Raw genomic sequence first — 19,736 nt, forward strand, 5'->3', positions numbered from 1 at the left:
GTATCTTTTACAGCAGCATGGACTCCAGCAGGGCAAACACTTGTCGCATCAGCGGGATACATACGGCGATGGCCGCAATTGTCCCGGCGAGCTCCAGCTTGCTCCCCAGTGCGCCTTCCCCCGCATCGCGGCAGACCTGTGCCGTAATATGCACGATAACAGCAATCCCGACCGCCTTGATGACCGGAAGATAAATTTCTCCCGAAATTCCCGCAGCAGTCAGGAAGGCCGACAGCGCCTGAAAAATCTGCCCGACTGGATCGAGCACAGCCAGAAGCAGAATACAGCCGCACGCCAATGCCGTCAGCATACCAAAAACCGGTGAAAGCGGGCGCAGAAATGCGGCAAACAATGCACCGCACAGCGCTGCTGCCGCGAGCTTGACAATCAGTTCCATGCTTAAAACCCAAATACATTCTGAATCAGCGCAAACAGCTCGCTGATTTTCTGTACAATCAACATCATTACGACAATCAGACCTGCAAGCGTCGTCATCATAGCCTGTTCTTCCCGCCCGGAGCGGACAAGCAGCTGGTTCAGCACGGCGACAAGAATGCCGACCGCCGCAATTTTAAAAATCAGGTCAACTTCCATACTACATTCAAAGCAGGACAAGCACGAGCAGGATACCTGCTGCGACACAGCAGGTGCGATATACCGTGCCTTTGCTCTTCAGCTCGTCAGAGGCGATTTCCAGCTGGCGCGACAGGCGGACTTTGGCATAATCAATGCTCTTCTGCTGTGCCTGTGCGTCATATTTTCCGATGAAATCAGATAGATCGCACAGAATTGTGATATCATCTTCGCTCAGCCCTGCATCGCGCCCGCAATCCTTAAACGCTTTCATCCATTTGAATGTGAGCGAAAGATTGTCATCCTTCGCAATGCTGTCGCGCATCGCAGTAAAAATCTGTGATACAGCTGGCCTGTTGTCCGCTGCCAGCTGTTTTACAATATCCGGGATGCTCGTCAGGTGAAACGACAGCTCGTTGGATATCGTATCCAATACGGAAAGCATATCGCCCAGCACCGTGACATGACAGCGGAACTGCCGCCGCTGTGAGATGCCGATGCCGGTAAACGAACCGATAATCAGTACAATTCCCATGATTTTCAGCATTCCTGTTCTCCTCCTTATACTATGGGGATGATCTTCCTGTCGTTCCCAATGCAAAAAATGCGCGTAAAAATCTGTGTGTCCAACAAGCGGCGGTACAGCGGGCGCAGACGAAAGTCGTCCATATCCCATGCGTGCGCGGAGGCGAGCACGGCTGTACCGCAATGCGATGCACATTCCGCTGCCCGTACATCGCGCTCCGATGTAATTTCATCCAGCACCAGCAGCTGCGGAGACATGGTTTTGATAAGAATCATCGCAGCTTCTGCCTTCGGGCAGCCATCGATCACATCGGTATGTGTCCCGATGTCAAACTGCGGCACCCCTTCATACAGTGCCGCGAGCTCAGCGCGCTCATCCGCCAGTGCCGTGCGTATGCCGCTGTCGGACAGCTGACGCGCCAGATCACGGAGCAACGTCGTCTTTCCCCTGCCCGGTGGGGCAAGAAACAGTGCACTGTGTACCTGTCCCCCCTCCCATATCTGGCCCAGAAGCGCGGCATCCGCCGCCCCTGGCACCTGCCGCGCCACACGGATATTCAGTGAGGATATGTGTCGATAGGACAGGAGCTTTCCCTCCTGCACAGCAGTCTGTCCGCATACGCCGATGCGGTGCCCGCCCTGTACCGTGACAAACCCCTGCCGCAGGCTGTCCGCAAACGTATGGACGGAATACGCTGTCGCGCGGCGCAGCGTTTCCTCCAGCTCTCCCTGTGCCAGCCTCTGGCTGCCCAGCAGGTGCTCTTGCCCGCCGATGGTCACGGCAGGCAGTTGTCCGGCGCGCAGGCGAATCTCTTCACACCGTGCCTGTTCCACAGCCGACAGATTTCTCAGCGCGGTGCGCAGCTGCGGCGGCAGGCAGCCCGCCGCCTGTTCCAGCCGCTTTTCCAGCATGTACATCACCCCCTGTCCGTTCTGTTTGTTTCAGCCTATGGCTCATCCGCGCCTGCTAGAACCAAAATACCGCGCCTATAACTGTAAAATCCGTTCCTGTCCCTGTCTGCGCCCGTTGTATGTGCGGTGAATTTTCGCAATTTTTGCAAAATAATTGCACAAAATCTATTGTGAAATGGGGACAAATACGCTATCATAGGAAGGTATAGTTGTTTTATAGCGATTTGCTTAGATTTGTTTTATCTGATAATGAGGAGGATATGCTATGTATCAAATTTTGAAAAAGCGCCGGCTCAGTGAGAACGTCGTTCTGATGGAAATCGACGCTCCGTATGTTGCCAAGAAGGCAGAGCCGGGTCAGTTTATCATTCTTCGTGTCGATGAGGAAGGCGAGCGCATCCCGCTGACCATCGCAGAATATGACCGCGAGAAGGGCTCTATCACGATTATTTTCCAGGAAATCGGTGCTACCACCATGCAGCTGGGTCTGCTGGAGGAGGGCGACTGCCTGCATGACTTCGTCGGCCCGCTTGGCCGTGCTTCCGAACTGGAAGGCCTGAAGCATGTTGCAGTTGTCGGCGGCGGTCTGGGCTGCGCCATTGCGTACCCGCAGGCAAAGAAGCTGCACGAAATGGGTGCTGAGGTAGACCTGATTGCAGGCTTCCGCAACAAGGACATCATCATCCTTGAGGATGAGATGCGCGCGGCATCCACCAACCTGTACATCTGCACCGATGACGGCTCCAACGGCAACAAGGCACTGGTCACCGACATTCTGAAGCAGCAGATCGAAAGCGGCAAGAAGTATGACGCAGTTATTGCGATCGGTCCGATGATTATGATGAAGTTCGTATCTCTGACCACCAAGCCGTACGGCATCAAGACCATTGTTTCCATGAACTCGATCATGGTTGACGGCACCGGCATGTGCGGCGGCTGCCGCCTGACGGTTGACGGTGAAACCAAGTTCGCCTGCGTCGACGGCCCGGACTTTGATGGTCATCTGGTTGACTTCGACGAAGCAATGCGTCGTTCCCGCATTTATAAGCCGCAGGAGCAGTCCGCAATTGAAGCGCACAGAGAGCACTGCAATCTGCTCAAGATGGAGGTAAAGTAAGATGGCAAACATGTCTCCCGTAAAGAATCCGATCCCGGAACAGGATCCTAACGTAAGAAATAAGAACTTTTTGGAAGTTTCCCTCGGCTATGACGAAACAACCGCAGTGGACGAAGCACAGCGCTGCCTGAACTGCAAGAACCGTCCGTGCGTATCCGGCTGCCCGGTCAACGTACAGATTCCGGATTTTATCTCCCTGATCGCAGAAGGCAAGTTCCTCGAAGCCAATGCAAAGATCAAGGAAACCAGCTCTCTGCCTGCTGTCTGTGGTCGTGTCTGCCCGCAGGAGAGCCAGTGTGAGAGCAAGTGTGTCCGCGGCATCAAGGGCGAGCCGGTTGCCATCGGCCGTCTGGAGCGCTTCGCTGCCGATTATGCCATGGCACATCCGACTGACGATGCAGTTGAAGTCCCGGCTCCCAACGGCCACAAGGTCGCAGTTGTCGGTGCCGGTCCGGCTGGCCTGACCTGCGCAGGTGACCTGGCTGCAAAGGGTTATGATGTCACCGTCTTCGAGGTTCTGCACACCGCAGGCGGCGTCCTGATGTACGGCATTCCGGAATTCCGTCTGCCGAAGGCAATCGTACAGAAGGAAATCGATACGCTGAAGGCAAAGGGCGTCAAGTTCGTCCTGAACTTTGTTGTCGGCCGTACTGAGACCATTGACGACCTGTTTGCTGACGGCTTCGAGGCAATCTTTGTCGGCTCCGGTGCAGGACTGCCGAACTTCATGCGCGTACCGGGCGAGGGCTATAACGGCGTTTACTCCGCCAACGAGTACCTGACCCGTGTCAACCTGATGAAGGCATATAAGGAAGAGTCCCCGACCCCGATTTACCACGCAAAGAAGGTCGCAGTCTTCGGCGGCGGCAACGTCGCAATGGATGCTGCGCGCTGTGCAAAGCGCATGGGCGCGGAGGACGTTTACATCGTATACCGCCGCAGTGAAGCAGAGCTTCCGGCACGTGCGGAAGAAGTCCATCATGCCAAGGAAGAGGGCATCATCTTCAAGCTGCTGGCGGCTCCGCTGGAAGTCCTCGGCGATGATGATTTCCATGTCAAGGGCGTCCGCTGCCAGAACATGGAGTTGGGTGAGCCGGATGCATCCGGCCGCCGCCGTCCGGTTCCGATTGAAGGCAGTGAGTTTATTCTCGATGTCGATGCTGTCATTGTCGCCATCGGCACTTCCCCGAACCCGCTGATCCGCACCACGACCCCGGGTCTGGACACCAACCGCAAGGGCTGCATTGTTGCCGACGAAGTCGGTGCAACCTCCAAGGAAGGCGTATTTGCAGGCGGCGACACCGTCACCGGTGCTGCTACCGTTATCCTCGCCATGGGCGCAGGCAAGAAGGCTGCTGCCGCAATGGACGAGTACATTCAGAACAAGAACAAGTAAGACTTCTGTCTGACACAGCAACGCCCGCCCGGGTTAACATCCGGGCGGGCGTTTTTTTCGTCTCAGAAGCAAAAAACGCCGCAGGAAAAAACCTGCGGCGCCTGTTCTTTTGGTTCAATATTCGTAATCCATGTTAAATTTGCGCATTCTTCTGTATTCAACCAGTTGGTCGCAGTAGATACAGCGCTCGCCCTCGCGTGTGCGGTGGGTTTCCATCGGCAGATAGGTCTCCTTGCGCGTGATGCACTTCGGGTTGGTGCAACGCAGATTCGGTCTGCCGGGAATGTTTTTTGGCATATGGATGCGCGGCTGCTTGGACAGCGTCAACAGCAGTGCCATGCGCGCATACATGCCAAAGCGCGCCTGATCGAAATAAACCGCGCGCGGATCGTCGTCGACATCCTGCGCAATTTCATCGACACGCGGCAGCGGATGCATAATGAGCAGATCCTTCTTTGCATCACGCAGCTTCGCCGCAGTCAGGCAGTAGATGCCGCGCAGGCTCTCATATACATCGATATCCGCAAAACGCTCGCGCTGAATGCGGGTCATATACAGAACATCCAGCATCGGGATAACCGGCTCAAGACCGGAAACCTCATAGAACTTCATCTTGTGCTCATTCATAAACTGGCGCAGGTATTCCGGAATGGCCAGCTCACGCGGCGCAATCAGATAAAACTGTACGTTTTCATAATTGGCAAGAAAATGAATCAGGGAATGTACTGTACGGCCATATTTCAGATCGCCGCAGATGCCGATTTTCATGTTATCCGCTGAGCCGCGCAGGCGCAGAATGGTCGTCATATCGGTCAACGTCTGGGTCGGGTGCAGATGTCCGCCGTCACCCGCATTGATGACCGGTACCTCAGAGAACAGCGATGCCGCCTTGGCAGCGCCCTCATTGGGATTGCGCATCACAATAATGTCGGCATAATTGGAGACCATCGTGATGGTATCCTTCAGCGTTTCACCCTTCGCCGTAGAAGAGGAGTTCGGATTGGAAAAACCGACTACACTGCCGCCCAGGCGCATCATTGCTGTGGAAAACGAAAGATTGGTACGGGTGCTGGGTTCATAAAACAGACTTCCCAGAACCTTGCCGCGGCAGGCCTCTGTATAGCCCTCCGGACGATCAATAATGTTGCTGGTCAGTTTATATAATTCGCGGAATTCCTCCATCGTCAGGTCGCTGAGGTCATTGATATGTCTCATGGATGCGCTTCCCCTTCCTTATATTTACTATTCATTGTAGCACAAATGCTGTCGAAAGAAAAGATAAACTGTATATCGCCGTAAAAGAAAACGGCAAACTCACCGGACAGCCAGCAACAGCATGGCTGCCAGTACTGCGGCAGTGGCCAGCAGGATGATACGATACCGGATCATATGCGTTTCGCGCCCCCTCTCCTGCTGTACAGCATGGACGGCTGCGCCACATTTTATCCGACGAAAAGCGCTGATTCAAACAACCAGCGCTTTTCTGACATACATCGTATTTTACTTATTGAACAAGCCGGTAATATCCAGCGTTGCAAAGTAGTCTGCCGGTGTTTCTGCACGGCGGATCAACTCAGTCGAACCGTCCTCCTTCAGCAGTACCTCTGCGGAGCGCAGCTTGCCGTTATAATTATAGCCCATGGAGAAGCCATGCGCACCCGAATCGTGAATTACCAGAAGGTCTCCCATATCGATCTTCGGCAGCATGCGGTCAACCGCAAACTTATCACAGTTCTCACACAGGGAACCCGTGACATCGTACTTGTGGTCGCACGGCGCGTCTTCCTTGCCGAGCACGGTGATATGATGATACGCGCCGTAAATTGCCGGACGCATCAGGTTCGCTGCACACGCATCGACACCGATATAATTCTTATAGGTATTCTTCTCATGAATGGCACGGGTGAGCAGGCAGCCATACGGGCCAAGCATATAGCGTCCCAGCTCGGTATACAGGGCAACATCGTCCATGCCTGCCGGAACCAGGATTTCCTCATATGCCTTGCGCACGCCCTCACCGATAATGGCAATATCATTGACCGGCTGTTCCGGGCGGTACGGGATACCGATGCCACCGGACAGATTGATAAACGTGATATGCGCACCGGTCTCTTCCTTCAGCTCAACCGCCATCTGGAACAGAATGCGTGCGAGCGCCGGATAGTACTCGTTGGAAATGGTGTTGGATGCAAGGAATGCATGAATGCCAAATTCCTTTGCACCCTTTGCCTTCAGTGTCTTATATGCCTCCGTCATCTGCTCGCGCGTCATGCCATACTTGGCATCACCCGGATTGTCCATGACCTGGAAGCCTTCTTCCGAGCCGCCCAGCTGGAAGACGCCGCCCGGATTGTAACGGCAGCAGATGCGCTCCGGGATATGACCAATCGCATTTTCCAAAAACGGGATATGGGTGATATCGTCCAGATTGATGGTCGCGCCCAGCCGATCCGCCAGAATGAAATCTTCCGCCGGCGTATCGTTGGAGGAGAACATGATTTCCTTGCCGGAGAAACCGCATGCCTCGCTCATCATCAGCTCGGTATACGAGGAGCAGTCAGTGCCGCAGCCCTCTTCCTTCAAAATCTGAAGAATCCGCGGGGTCGGCGTAGCCTTGACTGCAAAGTATTCCTTAAAGCCCTTATTCCACGAAAACGCCTGATACAATCTGCGCGCGTTTTCCCGGATGCCTTTTTCATCGTACAGATGAATCGGCGTGGGATACTGCTTTACAATCTTTTCGGCCTGTTCCTTCGTGACAAATGGTTTCTTTTTGTTCATGTTCTTACCTCATCCTTTTCTATATCTGTCTTGCCAGGCGCTATCTGAAAACCAAGAAAATGACGAATATTTCGCAAAGGCGGGACTGGTTCAAGGCAAAAGCACGCTGGAATCCCTTCAGATTTCAAGTGTTTTTAACGAAAAAGCAGTCCGTATTTGTAGAAATAGTCAAAATTTTCGACTTTTCAAATACGCCCCAGGATAGATGTGTTTATTCGTTGCTGATATGGTCAAGAATCAATGCGAGGACTTCATCGCGTCCAGTGCCCTTTTCCGCGGAAAATGGGATCACCGGAATCTCCTCCGGCAGATGCAGTGTCTCGCGAATGGTTTGCAGACTGCCCTCGAGCTGGCTCTTTTTGATCTTATCATGTTTATTTGCGATGATGGCAAATGGCATGCCGGTCTGTAAAAACCAGTTTGCCATCGTCACGTCATCTGCCGTTGGCTTATGCCGGATATCGACAATCTGGAACCCCAGTGTCATCGTATCCTCACTTGCAAAATATTCATCCATCAGCCGGCCCCAGCGGTCGCGCTCCTTTTTGGATACCTTTGCATAGCCATAACCCGGCAGATCGACAAAATATACCTTTTCATCGATGCGGAAAAAATTGATGTGAATGGTTTTGCCCGGCTCGTTACCGACACGGGCAAAATTTTTGCGGTTGAGCAGACGGTTGATCGTAGATGATTTGCCGACATTGGATTTTCCCGCAAATACAATCTGCGGCAGCGGATCCTGTGGGAAATCCGCCGTTTTTACCGCGGAGCGGACAAATTCCGCCTTGTGTAAATTCAGCATATATCTCCTTGTCTGGTGATCCGTGCCGGAACAGCAGCCGGAACGACCGGCAGGGTCGTGTGCGGCTCTGCCGCACGCACAGTCTCCTGTGCCGGGCGGCGCAGTGCGGTATCAAGCACGGTCTTCATCGTTTCTGCCGTGACAAATTCCACATTTTCACGGACAATTGGGTCGATATCCTGTAAATCCGGTTCATTTTCAGCTGGAACAATGACGGTTTTGATGCCAGCGCGATAAGCTGCCATGGTCTTTTCCTTCAGTCCGCCGATCGGCATGACACGACCGCGCAGCGTCACCTCACCGGTCATCGCCACATCATGGCGTACTGGAATGCCCGTGACAGCGGAGGCAATCGCGGTTGTCATCGTCACGCCCGCAGACGGGCCATCCTTCGGAATGGCAGCTTCAGGGAAATGAATGTGAATGTCGCTGTCTTTGTAGAACATCGGGTCAACACCGAGATCCTTTGCCGAGGAGCGGACACAGGTGACCGCTGCCTTTGCGGATTCCTCCATGACCTTTCCGAGATTGCCGGTAATCTCCAGCTTTCCGGTGCCCGGAATGACATTGACTTCAACCTGAAGCATTTCACCGCCGACCGATGTCCATGCAAGGCCATTGACCACACCGACTTCGTCCTTTTTGCTGACGTTGTCCTGCTTATAGCGCGGTGTGCCGAGAAATTTCTCCATGTTGGAGCGCGTCACGGTGACGCGCTTGCGCGCTTCGGTTGTCCCCTTCGCCTGCTGATCGTCGGCAATGATCTTTGCCGCCTTGCGGCAAACCTGTGCAATCTGCTGCTCCAGGCGGCGCACACCGGCTTCGCGCGTATAGGCGCCAATCAGATATACCATAGTCTCACGCGACAGGCTGAGATTGGACTTTTTCAGGCCGTGCTTTTCCAACTGCTTGGGCAGGAGGTGTCGCATGGCAATTTCCGCCTTTTCCTGTTCCGTGTAGCTGGAAATCTCGATGACCTCCATGCGGTCGAGCAGCGGGCGCGGAATGGTGTCCAATGTATTCGCAGTTGTGATGAACAGCACATCCGACAGATCGAACGGCAACTCAATAAAGTGGTCACGGAACGTGCTGTTCTGCTCGATATCGAGCACTTCCAGCAGTGCCGCTGCCGGATCTCCGCGCGAGTCCGCACCCATCTTGTCAATTTCATCCATCAGCAGCAAGCAGTTTTTGCTGCCCGCCTGCGTCAGCGCAGTCATAATGCGTCCCGGCATTGCACCGATATACGTTTTGCGATGGCCGCGGATATCCGCCTCATCGCGCACGCCGCCGAGTGACATGCGCGCATATTTGCGTCCCATTGCCTCCGCAACCGAACGCACGATTGACGTCTTACCGACGCCCGGAGGGCCAACCAGGCACAGAACCTGTCCCTTGAGCTGCGGTGCAAGCGACTTGACCGCAAGAAATTCCAGAATACGATCCTTGACCTTATCCAAACCGTAATGGTCGCGGTCGAGAATGCGGCGCGCTTCGGCGAGGTTGATGTTTTCCTTCGTGGTAGTATTCCACGGCAGCTCCAGGCAGGTATCGAGATAGGTGCGAATGACACCGCTTTCCGCAGACAACGGCTGCATCTTCTCCAACCGTCCCGCTTCCTTGAGCAGCTTTTCCTCTGACTCCTGCGGCAGCTTCAGCGCGCGAATCTTTTCACGGTATTCCTCTACCTCATTGCCAAAGTCCTGCTCTCCCAGCTCGTTCTGGATCACCTTCATCTGCTCGCGCAGATAATATTCCCTCTGGTTTTTGTCTACCTGTTCTTTGAGCTTCTCCTGAAGATCGGACTCAATGCGCAGGATTTCTATTTCATTTCCGATAATGCGGATGACCTGCTCCAGACGGCGCACATCGCGCAGTTCCTCGAGCAATCTCTGCTTGATCTCAAAACCAAGCGGCGTATTCTGTGCGACATAGTCTGCCAGATAGCCCGGTTCACCGCCGTCCAGCACAGTCAGCACAACATCGCGCGACAGGTGCGACGACAGCGTTGCATAATCCTCGAAGCGTTCCTGCAAGGTGCGCACCAGCGCCTGCTTGCGGCGCTGGGACGTGCGTCCCGGGTCAGTTTCCAGCCGGAACACCCGTGCAAACAGGCAGTCATCCTGCATGGAAAACGCTTCTACAGCCGCACGGTGCGTGCCTTCGACGAGCACACGAATGTTATCACCCGGCAGCTTTAAAATCTGCTTGATCGTGCAGACTGTACCAACGGTATACAGATCGTCCTCTTCCGGCGAATCTGTGCGGATGTCGCGCTGTGCCGTCAAAAAAAGCCGCTGGTTGTCCTTCATGGACTGTTCCAGTGCCTTCATGGAAATCAGTCGGCCGACATCAAAATGTATCAGCATGTCAGGAAATGCGACCAGCCCGCGCAGCGGCAGAACCGGAAGCGTTTCATATTCCAGCTCCAATCCAGTCTCTATTTCTTTGATTTGAGCCATATGTGTGGGTACCTCCTTTCGGCAGCACATGCAGCCGATGAGCGTCAGGCGCTGCACGCCGTTTTTTCCATCCCAATGACGCGAGCGCGCACCGGACTTGCACAAACGGCGTGATGTTATTTCATACTTCCTAAAATTATATAGTATTTGATACGTCATTTCAAGCCCATTTCCGGTTAGAAATGTGGATAAACTACCGAAATCTGACTTCACTTTGCACCGCTTCACCGTGAAAAAGACGAGTCCTGTGCAATTTATACAAATACAGTATGAAAATCCGCAAAAAAAGCGCCCGCAGACACAGTTGCTGTCCGCAGGCGCAGGCCGCTACATCCTCAGAGCTTGAGCAGGTTTTCGTAATAATTGAAATTGTCATCGCTCAACGAGATGATGTTTCCAAACTCGTCAAAGCCGACAACGAGGATCGGGCCATAAAAGGTTTCATTGTAAATCGAACGGTTTTCCTGCATGTTCAGTCGGTCGGAAAAAGCATTGTGAATGACACAAATACCTTCATCAACACCGATTGATGCAATTCTTCCGTCGACAAGATCCTCCATCTGCGCCTCCGTGCCGTTGAGGAATTCCTCCTTCGGCTGTTCGCCCGGACGGACATAGAGGGCACGGATAATATAAGGATTCAATACGTCCATGTTCCGTTCCTCCTGTTATGCAGATTTCGGAGCCTTCTGAGTGACAACCGGCTTGCCGGTTTTGTCAATGACTTCCTTTGTAATACGGACGGATGCAATCGTATCGTCGGACGGGATTTCAAACATGATTTCCGTCATGACATCCTCGATGACACCGCGCAGGCCGCGCGCACCCGTCTTGCGTTCCAGCGCAATATCCGCAACGCGCTCCAGCGCGTCGTCGTCAAAGATCAGCTCAACGCCATCCATGGCGAGCAGCTTCTGATACTGCTTGACCAGCGCATTTTTCGGCTCCTTGAGAATGCGGATGAGCGCCTCTCGGTCGAGCGAATCCAGCGTAACCAGTGCCGGCAGGCGACCGATGATTTCCGGAATCAGGCCGAACTTCATCAGGTCATGAGGCTCGAGATCGTGCAGCACCGTGCCGACATCCTTTTCTTCCTTGGACTTGATCTGTGCGCCGAAGCCCATACTGCTCGTGCCAGTGCGCGCTTCTACGATCTTTTCCAGACCATTGAATGCGCCGCCGCAGATGAACAGGATGTTGGTCGTATCGATCTGAATGAACTCCTGATGCGGATGCTTCCGTCCGCCCTGCGGCGGAACATTGGAAATCGTACCCTCCAGCATCTTCAACAGCGCCTGCTGTACGCCTTCGCCGCTGACGTCGCGCGTAATGGACGGATTTTCACTCTTGCGCGCGATCTTGTCGATCTCATCGACATAGATAATGCCGCGCTGAGCGCGCTCGACATCGAAATCTGCCGCCTGAATCAGGCGCAACAGGATGTTCTCGACGTCCTCGCCGACATAACCGGCTTCGGTCAGCGTCGTCGCATCCGCAATGGCAAACGGAACCTCCAGCGTCTTTGCGAGTGTCTGCGCAAGCAGCGTCTTGCCCGAGCCGGACGGGCCGACCAGCAGGATGTTGCTCTTTTGCAGCTCCACACCATCATCCATATCCTTGTTGAAAATACGCTTATAGTGATTATACACCGCGACGCTCAGCGCGATTTTTGCGCGGTCCTGCCCGATGACATACTGATCGAGCGTTTCCTTGAGCTGGCGCGGGGTAGGCAGCTTTTCCAGAGAAGGCGCATTCTCCTCTGCTGCCGCAGCGGCAAATTCGTCATCGGCAAGGCCAAATTCCTCGTCCAGAATGCTCTGACAAATGTTGATGCATTCGTCGCAAATATATACATTCGGGCCGGCAATCAGCTTGTGTACAGCCGACTGCGGTTTGCCGCAAAACGAGCAGCGAATCTCACGCTTATCGTCGTTTCGTGCCATAATACACCTCGAATTCCCGGGGCGTACCGGATCACGCACCAATGCGCCCCAATAGTAAATAGCCCGCCATCGCGTCCGCAGCGCGCACCCGAAGACAGGATCACATGGCGAAATCACCGGAACGGCTGTACGCCAGCCGTTCCGGTGATCGGGTAACAATTATCTGTGAACCATGACCTGATCGATCAAACCGTATTCCTTCGCCTGGTCGGCATACATGAAGTTGTCGCGCTCGGTATCGCGTGCGATTTCCTCAATCGGTCTGCCGGTATTCTTCGCCAAAATCTCATTGAGGCGGTCTCTGGTGCGCACCAGATGATCGGTGTGAATCTTGACGTCGGTCGTCTGACCGGACAGGCCATTGCCGCCGATCAGCGGCTGATGGATCATGATCTCACTGTTCGGCAGCGCAAAACGCTTGCCCTTTGCACCGGAGGACAGCAGGAATGCGCCCATCGATGCCGCCATGCCGACACAGATGGTCGATACATCACATTTGATGTACTGCATGGTGTCATAAATCATCATGCCGGACGTAATCGAACCGCCGGGCGAATTGATGTAAAACTGAATGTCCTTGTCAGGGTCCTGCGCCTCCAGATAGAGGAACTGTGCAACGATCAGCGACGCGGTGGTGTCGTTGACGTCTTCGGACAGCATGACAATGCGGTCGTTGAGCAGGCGGGAGAAAATATCATACGAACGCTCTCCACGATTGGTCTGCTCTACAACATAAGGTACCAAACTCATAAAAATACTCCTCCTTCCCCATTGGGGGTATGTATCGTCGGAGGGTTGTTTACTCAGCAGCCTTTGCGACGACAACAGCGTTTTCCTTGAGCATTTCCATCGTCTTGGACATGGTCAGGTCGGACTTGATGGAGTCCTCCGGTACGAACTGGCGAACCTTCTCGACCTCGAGACCGTACATCTCAGCCAGTCTGTCGTACTCAGCGTTCATGTCCTCTTCCGACGGCTCAATGTTCTCCAGCTCAGCAATCTTCTTCATTGCCAGCTGAACCTTGACCTGGCGCTCAGCCTGATCGCGGAAGATATTGCGGAATGCAGACATCTCCATGCCCATCTGCTTGACGTAATCCTCCAGCTTGATGCCCTGCTGCTGAACACGGTAACCGTAGTCCTGCATGATGTTATCCAGCTGGCTCTCGTACATTGCTTCCGGAATGTCAGCTTCCATGCCTTCCAGAACCTTGTCCAGAATCTTCTCCTCGAAGTCGCGGTCAGCAGCATTCTTCTTGCTTTCGGCGATCTTGGACTCGGTGTCCTTCTTCAGCTCTTCCAGCGTCTCGAACTCGGAAACGTCCTTTGCGAACTCGTCGTCCATCTCCGGCAGGATGGTCTCCATAACCGACTTAACGGTGCACTTGAAGACTGCCGGCTTGCCAGCCAGCTCCTCAGCCTGATATTCCTCCGGGAAGGTAACATTTACATCGCAGTCCTCGCCGGCAGACTTGCCAACCAGCTGATCCTCGAAGCCCGGGATGAAGGTGCCGGAGCCCAGCTTCAGGTTGAAGTCCTCGCCCTTACCGCCTTCAAATGCCTCGCCGTCAACGAAGCCCTCGAAGTCAATGACAACGGTATCGCCCAGAGCAGCTGCGCGCTCAACGGTCTCCGTGCTTGCAGCGCGCTGTGCCAGACGGTCGAGCTCTGCCTTGATGTCATCCTCGGTTACAGTAGCATCAGCCTTCTCGGCCTCAACGCCCTTGTACTGGCCCATGGTGACCTCCGGCTCAACCGGAACGGTGCAGATGAAGTCGAATCCCTCTGCGGTCATGTTGTCAACGTCAACCGTTGCAGCGCCAACCGGAGTGATGCCAGCTTCCTCAACAGCCTTCGGATAAACTTCCGGATAGACGATGTTCAGCGCGTCCTCCAGGAATACGCCCTCGCCGTACAGCTTCTCGATCACCTTGCGCGGAGCCTTGCCACGGCGGAAGCCCGGAACCTGGATCTGGTTCTTGCTCTTCTTGTATGCGGCGTCCTTTGCCTTATCTAATTCTTCAGCGGAAACAGCGATGGTCAGCTTCACCTGGCTGTGTTCCAGCTTCTCGGTATTCTTGAGTTCCATGTTAAATGACTCCTCCTAATAATATGTCCAATCTATTCTATCAGATAGTTGGCTTTTTGGCTACATTTTTTTCTATTTTTTTAGCAGGACGGGCGTAAAATCAATATAATCGCCCGATACCAGCGTAAAATCGATGCCGTCATGCAGGCCGGTCACGGCGTAGCGCAGGCTGTCGGAATGGAGATGCCCGTACACGCACCGTCCGACGCCATAGCGCTGCATCAGCTCAATGATCTCGCCGCAGCGGAAATTCGCATAGATCGGCGGATAATGCAGGAAACAGATGATTTCCTCTGCGCCCTGTGCTCTTGCGGCCTTGAGTGATGCTTCCAGCCGGATCAGTTCCCGCCGGAAAATCTTTTCGTCATGGCATTCCTTAAAGGATTCCTCGAAAAACCATCCGCGGGTTCCACAAATACCAATGTTATCATAAATGAAACAATTATTAAAGAGGAAATCGATATTTTTTATGCCGTTGTCCTCAAAAAATTGCCTCATCTTCCGGACGGTGTTCCACCACAGGTCATGATTGCCCTTCCCGATGATCTTTTTTCCGGGCAGGCTGCTGAGCAGCTGGAAGTCCGGCAGGGCTTCAGAAAGGCTGATGCCCCACGAAATATCCCCGCCGATGACAACCGTATCCTCAGGCGAAATCATCGCCCGCCAGTTCTTTTCAATCTTCTCCATATAGCCCTGCCATCTGCCACCGAAAATATCCATCGGCTTTTCCACGCCGCGTGACAGATGCAGGTCAGAGATTGTGTACAGCGCCATGCTCAGATTTTGTTCAGCAGGTCAACCGTTCCCAGAATGTCCTCGCGGTCAATGACCAGATCAAAGCGCGGCTTAAGACCGGACAGGGCTGCCAGCGGAGCCGGTACCGGTGCGCCGGTCATGTCATGCAGCTGGTCGAGCAGCTCAGTACCGTCGCTTGTGACCTCGCCGCCCAGCGCAGAAATGACGCTCTGGCAGAACTTGAACGGGCTTGCAGTAGACGCAATCACCGTCGGCGTTGTGTCGCCCGTGCGCGCACGGTAATCCTCATAAACCTTGACAGCAACGGCAGTATGCGTATCGGACAGGTACTTGTTTTCCTCAAACAGGCGCGCAATCGTCTGCTTGGTCTGTGCATCGTCACAGAAGCCCGCATCGAACTGGCTGCCGATGTTTGCAAAGACATCCTCCGGTACGGTATACGTTCCGGTTTCTGCCAGCTGTGCCATCAGATCAGCAACCATGGTGTCATTATAGCCGGAAACCAGGAACAGTAAACGCTCCAGGTTGCTGGAAATCAAAATATCCATCGACGGGGAAATTGTCGTGTGGAACGGGCGGACACGGTTATAGGTACCGCCGGAGATGAAGAAATCGGTCAGGACGTTGTTCTCATTGGAGGCGCAGATCAGCTTTGCAACCGGCACGCCCATCTGCTTTGCGAAATACGCCGCGAGGATGTTGCCGAAATTGCCGGTCGGCACGCAGACATTGATCGGATCGCCCAGCTTGATATCACCGCGGTTGAGCAGGTCGCAGTACGCCGAAACATAATAGGCGATCTGCGGTGCCAGTCTGCCCCAGTTGATGGAGTTTGCAGACGAAAGCGTCATGCCCTGCGCATCCAGCTTGTCAATCGATGCCTTATCGGTAAAAATCTTCTTGACTGCGCTCTGTGCATCGTCAAAATTTCCGCGGATGGCGCAGACCTGTACGTTGCTGCCCTTCTGGGTGACCATCTGGAGCTTCTGAATCGTGCTGACACCGTCCACCGGATAGTAGACCATAATCTTGGTGCCTTCCACATCCGCAAAGCCATCCAGCGCTGCCTTGCCGGTATCGCCGGAAGTGGCAACGAGAATGCAGGCCGTGCGCTGCTCACCGGTCTTGCGCAGCGATGCAGTCAGCAGGTGCGGCAGCATCTGAAGCGCCATATCCTTGAACGCACAGGTCGGACCGTGCCACAGCTCCAGAATATACGTGCCGTCTTCCAGCTTGACCAGCGGCGCAGTATCCGGGCCGCCAAATTTCTCATCCGCATAGGCGCGCGCTGCATAGGTCTCAAGCTCCTCCGCAGTAAAATCGGTCAGAAAGCGGCCAAGGATATCAGCGCTTCTGCCGCGGTAATCCTTCGCGCACAGGGCGGCAAAGTCATCCGCCGTCAGCTGCGGGATTTCCGTCGGGCAATACAGGCCGCCGTCCGGCGCAATGCCTGTTGCAATCGCCTTGGCGGCGCTGACGGTCAGATTTTTGTCTCTTGTGCTTACATAATCCATGATTTGAAAACCTCCCGGGTTGTTTCATTCTCAGAATAAGTATCTATCAAAAGTTCGCTGTCACGAACCGTTTTGCGTTGTCATACATCAGATTGCGAATCTGTATATCGGTATAACCGTGCCGCGCCAGCGCTTCCGCGAGGCGCTCTATGCCGGTTACGTCCGAAATGCCGTCGGGCAGTCGGTCACAGCCATCCCAGTCCGCACCAATGCACAGACTGTCCGCGCCGCCGAGCGCACAGAAATGCTCGATATGGCGCAGAATGTCTGAAGGCTCCGCATGTGCGTTCCGCGTCAGGAACGGCACATACAGATTGATACCAACCAGACCGCCGCGCTGCACAATGGCAGTAAACTGTGCGTCGGTCAGATTGCGCAGATGCGGGCACACTTCCCTGCTGTTGGAATGCGTCGCCAGAACCGGCGCTGAGGTATTTTGCATCAGATCCCAGAAGCCGCGCTCAGACAAGTGCGACACATCGGGAACAATGCCGTGCGCCGACAGCTTTTGCACGAGCCAAATGCCTGCTTTGGTCAGTCCGGCATCGTTGTCCGCCGCCGCACCGCAGCCATAGCATGAGCGATGATTCCAGGTCAGTGTGACAATGCGCACGCCCGCGTCAATGGCTGCCTGTATGTCCGCCTCGCTCTGCAAAAGCTCCGCGCCCTCGATGGACAGGAAGGCTGCCACCTTCCCCTGCCGCTCTGCGGCTGCAAAATCGTCTGCCGTTTTACAATGTACCAGCACATCCGAGCAGGAAGCAAAGGCATTCTGCGCCGTTTGCAGCAGGTGCGTAAAGCGCACATGTGCCTCTTCTTCGGTCTGTATAGGCGTCGAACCGCAGAACAGCGCAAACACCTGCGCATAGTGCGCATACCGCGCAGTACGCGCCAGATCGAGCTGTCCGCCATTTTCGCGCAGCGTGCCGCGTGACCGGCGGTACAGGCCGTACTCGCTCAACTCGTAAATTGTGTCACAGTGCAGGTCAAAATAATCCATCAGGACACCTCGAATGCATTGGGGATATGATTGATGCGGCACAGATCACCGGAAACCAACACCTCCACAACATCAAAACGGGGCTGCAACGCTGTGGGATGTTCCAACAGCCACTTCTGTGCTGCGAGTATCATCCTGTGCTGTTTGGACAGCGTGACCGCTTCGCGCGGCGCGCCGAATTTCGTGCTGCTGCGCGTCTTGACCTCGACGAATGCGATGCAGCCCGCACCCGCGCAGATCAGATCAATCTCGCCGTACCGGGTGCGGTAATTGCGGGAGAGCACGGCATAACCGTGCCGCTCCAGAAACTCTGCCGCCCGCTGTTCGCCGCGCTGCCCGGTTGTCATTTGTTCAGCACCTTTTTCAAAAAAGTCTTACGATGCAAGGGGCAGATGCCATACTGTTCAATCGCCGCATAATGCGCTTTGGTGCCGTACCCCTTGTGTTTTTCAAAGCCATATTGCGGGTACTGTTTCGCCATTTCGCGCATGTAATGGTCTCGCGTGACCTTTGCCAGAATAGACGCCGCCGCAATCGACAAAACCTTGCCGTCGCCGCCGATGACGCACTCCGACGGGATATCCAGCCCGCTGATGCGGTTGCCATCGACCAGCGCAAAATCCGCCGAAATTTGCAGCGCATCTACCGCGCGGCGCATCGCCAGAAAGGTCGCCTGCAAAATATTGATCTCATCGATTTCGGCTTCGCTCGCTTCACCGATTCCCCACGCCAGTGCATGTTCTTTGACAAAGTCAAACAGTACCTCGCGCTTTTTCTCGGTAATTTTTTTGGAATCGTTGACGCCGGGCAGTTCGATGCCATCCGGCAGGATGACTGCCGCCGCGACCACCGGCCCGGCGAGCGGACCGCGTCCGGCTTCGTCGATGCCGCACACGGCGGCAAAGCCCTGTGCCCGAATTTCCGCCTCTTTGTCCATCGTGAGCAGGACAGACGGCTTATTCTGTTTCATCGTCCTGTCCCTCCGCGCCAGCGTATTCGTCCGGTGTCTCCAGCGTAATGCGTCCGAGCTTTCCGCCGCGGAACTCGTCGAGCAGAATGCGTGCCATGCGCTCTGTATCGATCTCGCCGCCGGAAATCAGGAAGCCTCGCTTGCGTCCGGCACGCATCAGCAGCTCATAGCCGAGGAAATCAAATTCCTCATCCTCTCCCGGAAGTTCAATTTTATACCGCCCGGTGAGAGACTGCGGTGAATGGTGATAGAGAATCTCCATCAGCTTACACGCCAGTGTTTCGACGTCGAGAATATCGTCTTTGACTGCACCGGTGACGGCCAGGTAAATACCGGTGCGCTCATCGTCCAGCTTTGGCCACAGGATGCCCGGCGTATCCAGCAGCTCAAGGCCGCCTTCAACGCGGAACCACTGCGAGCCGCGCGTCACGCCTGGCTTATCCGCCGCCTTCGCAGATTTCCGGCCGAGCACCCGGTTGATAAATGTGGATTTGCCGACATTCGGAATACCGACAACCATGACACGAACCGGCTTACCGGTCTGCCCTTTCGCGTTCCACTGCGCGATTTTGTCCGCCAGCATTGCGCGCACGGCAGCGGAAAATTTCGCCACGCCGGCACCGCTTCTCGAGTCGGTGGTCAGCACGGCATACCCCTGTCTGCGGTAATACGCCGCCCACAGCTTTGTCGACTCCGGGTCTGCCAGGTCGGTGCGGTTGAGCACAAGCAGGCGCGGCTTACCGGCTGCAATGTCATCCATATCCGGATTGCGGCTGACCTGCGGAATGCGTGCATCAACGACCTCGCACACCGCGTCCACGCGTCGGATATTTTCCGCCATCTGTCGACGGGTGCGCGTCATATGGCCGGGATACCACTGTATATTCATGAAT

Annotated in this window: 20 protein-coding genes; 2 read left to right on the forward strand and 18 right to left on the reverse strand. The window is 54.7% G+C overall.

The genetic code is table 11. The features are described 5' to 3' along the window. Window positions 1-7 precede the first annotated feature (7 nt). Genes ACLM7Z_RS12795 through ACLM7Z_RS12810 form a run of 4 tightly spaced genes read right to left on the reverse strand, consistent with a single transcriptional unit; the run spans window position 8 to window position 2,010 of the window. On the reverse strand, window positions 8-397 hold the full coding sequence (locus ACLM7Z_RS12795; protein WP_087017810.1) for a SpoIIIAC/SpoIIIAD family protein: 390 nt from the start codon (window positions 395-397) through the stop codon (window positions 8-10). A gap of 2 nt (window positions 398-399) precedes the next feature. Then, window positions 400-594 (reverse strand): stage III sporulation protein AC, encoded by a 195-nt coding sequence (gene spoIIIAC / locus ACLM7Z_RS12800; protein ID WP_087017744.1) that lies wholly within the window; start codon window positions 592-594, stop codon window positions 400-402. A gap of 7 nt (window positions 595-601) precedes the next feature. Beyond that, window positions 602-1,120 (reverse strand): stage III sporulation protein AB, encoded by a 519-nt coding sequence (locus ACLM7Z_RS12805; RefSeq protein ID WP_165761033.1) that lies wholly within the window; start codon window positions 1,118-1,120, stop codon window positions 602-604. A gap of 14 nt (window positions 1,121-1,134) precedes the next feature. Then, complete coding sequence (locus ACLM7Z_RS12810; RefSeq protein ID WP_273349991.1) at window positions 1,135-2,010, reverse strand: stage III sporulation protein AB; 876 nt, start codon at window positions 2,008-2,010, stop codon at window positions 1,135-1,137. A 265-nt stretch (window positions 2,011-2,275) separates the two neighbouring features. Here ACLM7Z_RS12810 and ACLM7Z_RS12815 point away from each other — a divergent pair, with 265 nt between their 5' ends. Continuing rightward, a complete protein-coding gene (locus ACLM7Z_RS12815; RefSeq protein WP_435645274.1) occupies window positions 2,276-3,127 on the forward strand; it encodes a sulfide/dihydroorotate dehydrogenase-like FAD/NAD-binding protein in 852 nt (283 codons plus the stop codon). Between the two features lies 1 nt (window position 3,128). Next, complete coding sequence (gene gltA, locus ACLM7Z_RS12820; RefSeq protein WP_087017738.1) at window positions 3,129-4,523, forward strand: NADPH-dependent glutamate synthase; 1,395 nt, start codon at window positions 3,129-3,131, stop codon at window positions 4,521-4,523. 114 nt (window positions 4,524-4,637) lie between these two features. Here gltA and pyrB read toward each other — a convergent pair whose 3' ends face one another. The 14 genes from pyrB to ylqF all read right to left on the reverse strand — a co-directional run bounded on the left by pyrB (window position 4,638) and on the right by ylqF (window position 19,732). After that, complete coding sequence (pyrB, locus tag ACLM7Z_RS12825; protein ID WP_087017736.1) at window positions 4,638-5,738, reverse strand: aspartate carbamoyltransferase; 1,101 nt, start codon at window positions 5,736-5,738, stop codon at window positions 4,638-4,640. A 285-nt stretch (window positions 5,739-6,023) separates the two neighbouring features. After that, window positions 6,024-7,304: a diaminopimelate decarboxylase gene (locus ACLM7Z_RS12830; protein WP_435645275.1), complete on the reverse strand. Its 1,281-nt coding sequence runs from the start codon at window positions 7,302-7,304 to the stop codon at window positions 6,024-6,026. A gap of 211 nt (window positions 7,305-7,515) precedes the next feature. After that, a complete protein-coding gene (gene yihA / locus ACLM7Z_RS12835; RefSeq protein WP_087017732.1) occupies window positions 7,516-8,109 on the reverse strand; it encodes a ribosome biogenesis GTP-binding protein YihA/YsxC in 594 nt (197 codons plus the stop codon). Continuing rightward, on the reverse strand, window positions 8,103-10,571 hold the full coding sequence (gene lon / locus ACLM7Z_RS12840) for an endopeptidase La (RefSeq protein ID WP_435645276.1): 2,469 nt from the start codon (window positions 10,569-10,571) through the stop codon (window positions 8,103-8,105). Before lon ends, yihA begins: the two co-directional genes overlap by 7 nt. A gap of 335 nt (window positions 10,572-10,906) precedes the next feature. Beyond that, window positions 10,907-11,224, reverse strand: coding sequence for a DUF3846 domain-containing protein (locus ACLM7Z_RS12845; protein ID WP_087017730.1), 318 nt, complete (start codon window positions 11,222-11,224; stop codon window positions 10,907-10,909). Window positions 11,225-11,239: 15 nt separating this feature from the next. Next, the gene (gene clpX / locus ACLM7Z_RS12850) at window positions 11,240-12,514 is read right to left on the reverse strand and encodes an ATP-dependent protease ATP-binding subunit ClpX (protein ID WP_273350002.1); all 1,275 of its coding nucleotides are present in this window, start codon (window positions 12,512-12,514) and stop codon (window positions 11,240-11,242) included. A 159-nt stretch (window positions 12,515-12,673) separates the two neighbouring features. Continuing rightward, on the reverse strand, window positions 12,674-13,264 hold the full coding sequence (gene clpP, locus ACLM7Z_RS12855) for an ATP-dependent Clp endopeptidase proteolytic subunit ClpP (protein ID WP_087017726.1): 591 nt from the start codon (window positions 13,262-13,264) through the stop codon (window positions 12,674-12,676). A gap of 49 nt (window positions 13,265-13,313) precedes the next feature. Further along, on the reverse strand, window positions 13,314-14,603 hold the full coding sequence (gene tig / locus ACLM7Z_RS12860) for a trigger factor (protein WP_087017724.1): 1,290 nt from the start codon (window positions 14,601-14,603) through the stop codon (window positions 13,314-13,316). Window positions 14,604-14,675: 72 nt separating this feature from the next. After that, window positions 14,676-15,377 (reverse strand): metallophosphoesterase, encoded by a 702-nt coding sequence (locus tag ACLM7Z_RS12865; RefSeq protein WP_435645277.1) that lies wholly within the window; start codon window positions 15,375-15,377, stop codon window positions 14,676-14,678. Between the two features lie 2 nt (window positions 15,378-15,379). Then, window positions 15,380-16,873, reverse strand: a complete 1,494-nt coding sequence (gene thrC / locus ACLM7Z_RS12870) for a threonine synthase (RefSeq protein WP_435645278.1) — start codon at window positions 16,871-16,873, stop codon at window positions 15,380-15,382. Window positions 16,874-16,919: 46 nt separating this feature from the next. After that, a complete protein-coding gene (locus ACLM7Z_RS12875) occupies window positions 16,920-17,873 on the reverse strand; it encodes a dipeptidase (RefSeq protein ID WP_435645279.1) in 954 nt (317 codons plus the stop codon). Continuing rightward, window positions 17,873-18,220, reverse strand: coding sequence for a YraN family protein (locus tag ACLM7Z_RS12880; RefSeq protein ID WP_087017715.1), 348 nt, complete (start codon window positions 18,218-18,220; stop codon window positions 17,873-17,875). The genes ACLM7Z_RS12875 and ACLM7Z_RS12880 overlap by 1 nt, the downstream gene beginning before the upstream one ends. Next, complete coding sequence (locus ACLM7Z_RS12885; protein WP_242969772.1) at window positions 18,217-18,843, reverse strand: ribonuclease HII; 627 nt, start codon at window positions 18,841-18,843, stop codon at window positions 18,217-18,219. Before ACLM7Z_RS12885 ends, ACLM7Z_RS12880 begins: the two co-directional genes overlap by 4 nt. Next, on the reverse strand, window positions 18,830-19,732 hold the full coding sequence (ylqF, locus tag ACLM7Z_RS12890; RefSeq protein ID WP_087017713.1) for a ribosome biogenesis GTPase YlqF: 903 nt from the start codon (window positions 19,730-19,732) through the stop codon (window positions 18,830-18,832). Before ylqF ends, ACLM7Z_RS12885 begins: the two co-directional genes overlap by 14 nt. Window positions 19,733-19,736 lie beyond the last annotated feature (4 nt).

The sequence above is a fragment of the Butyricicoccus porcorum genome, from assembly GCF_051246315.1.
Lineage (GTDB): Bacteria > Bacillota > Clostridia > Oscillospirales > Butyricicoccaceae > Butyricicoccus_A > Butyricicoccus_A porcorum.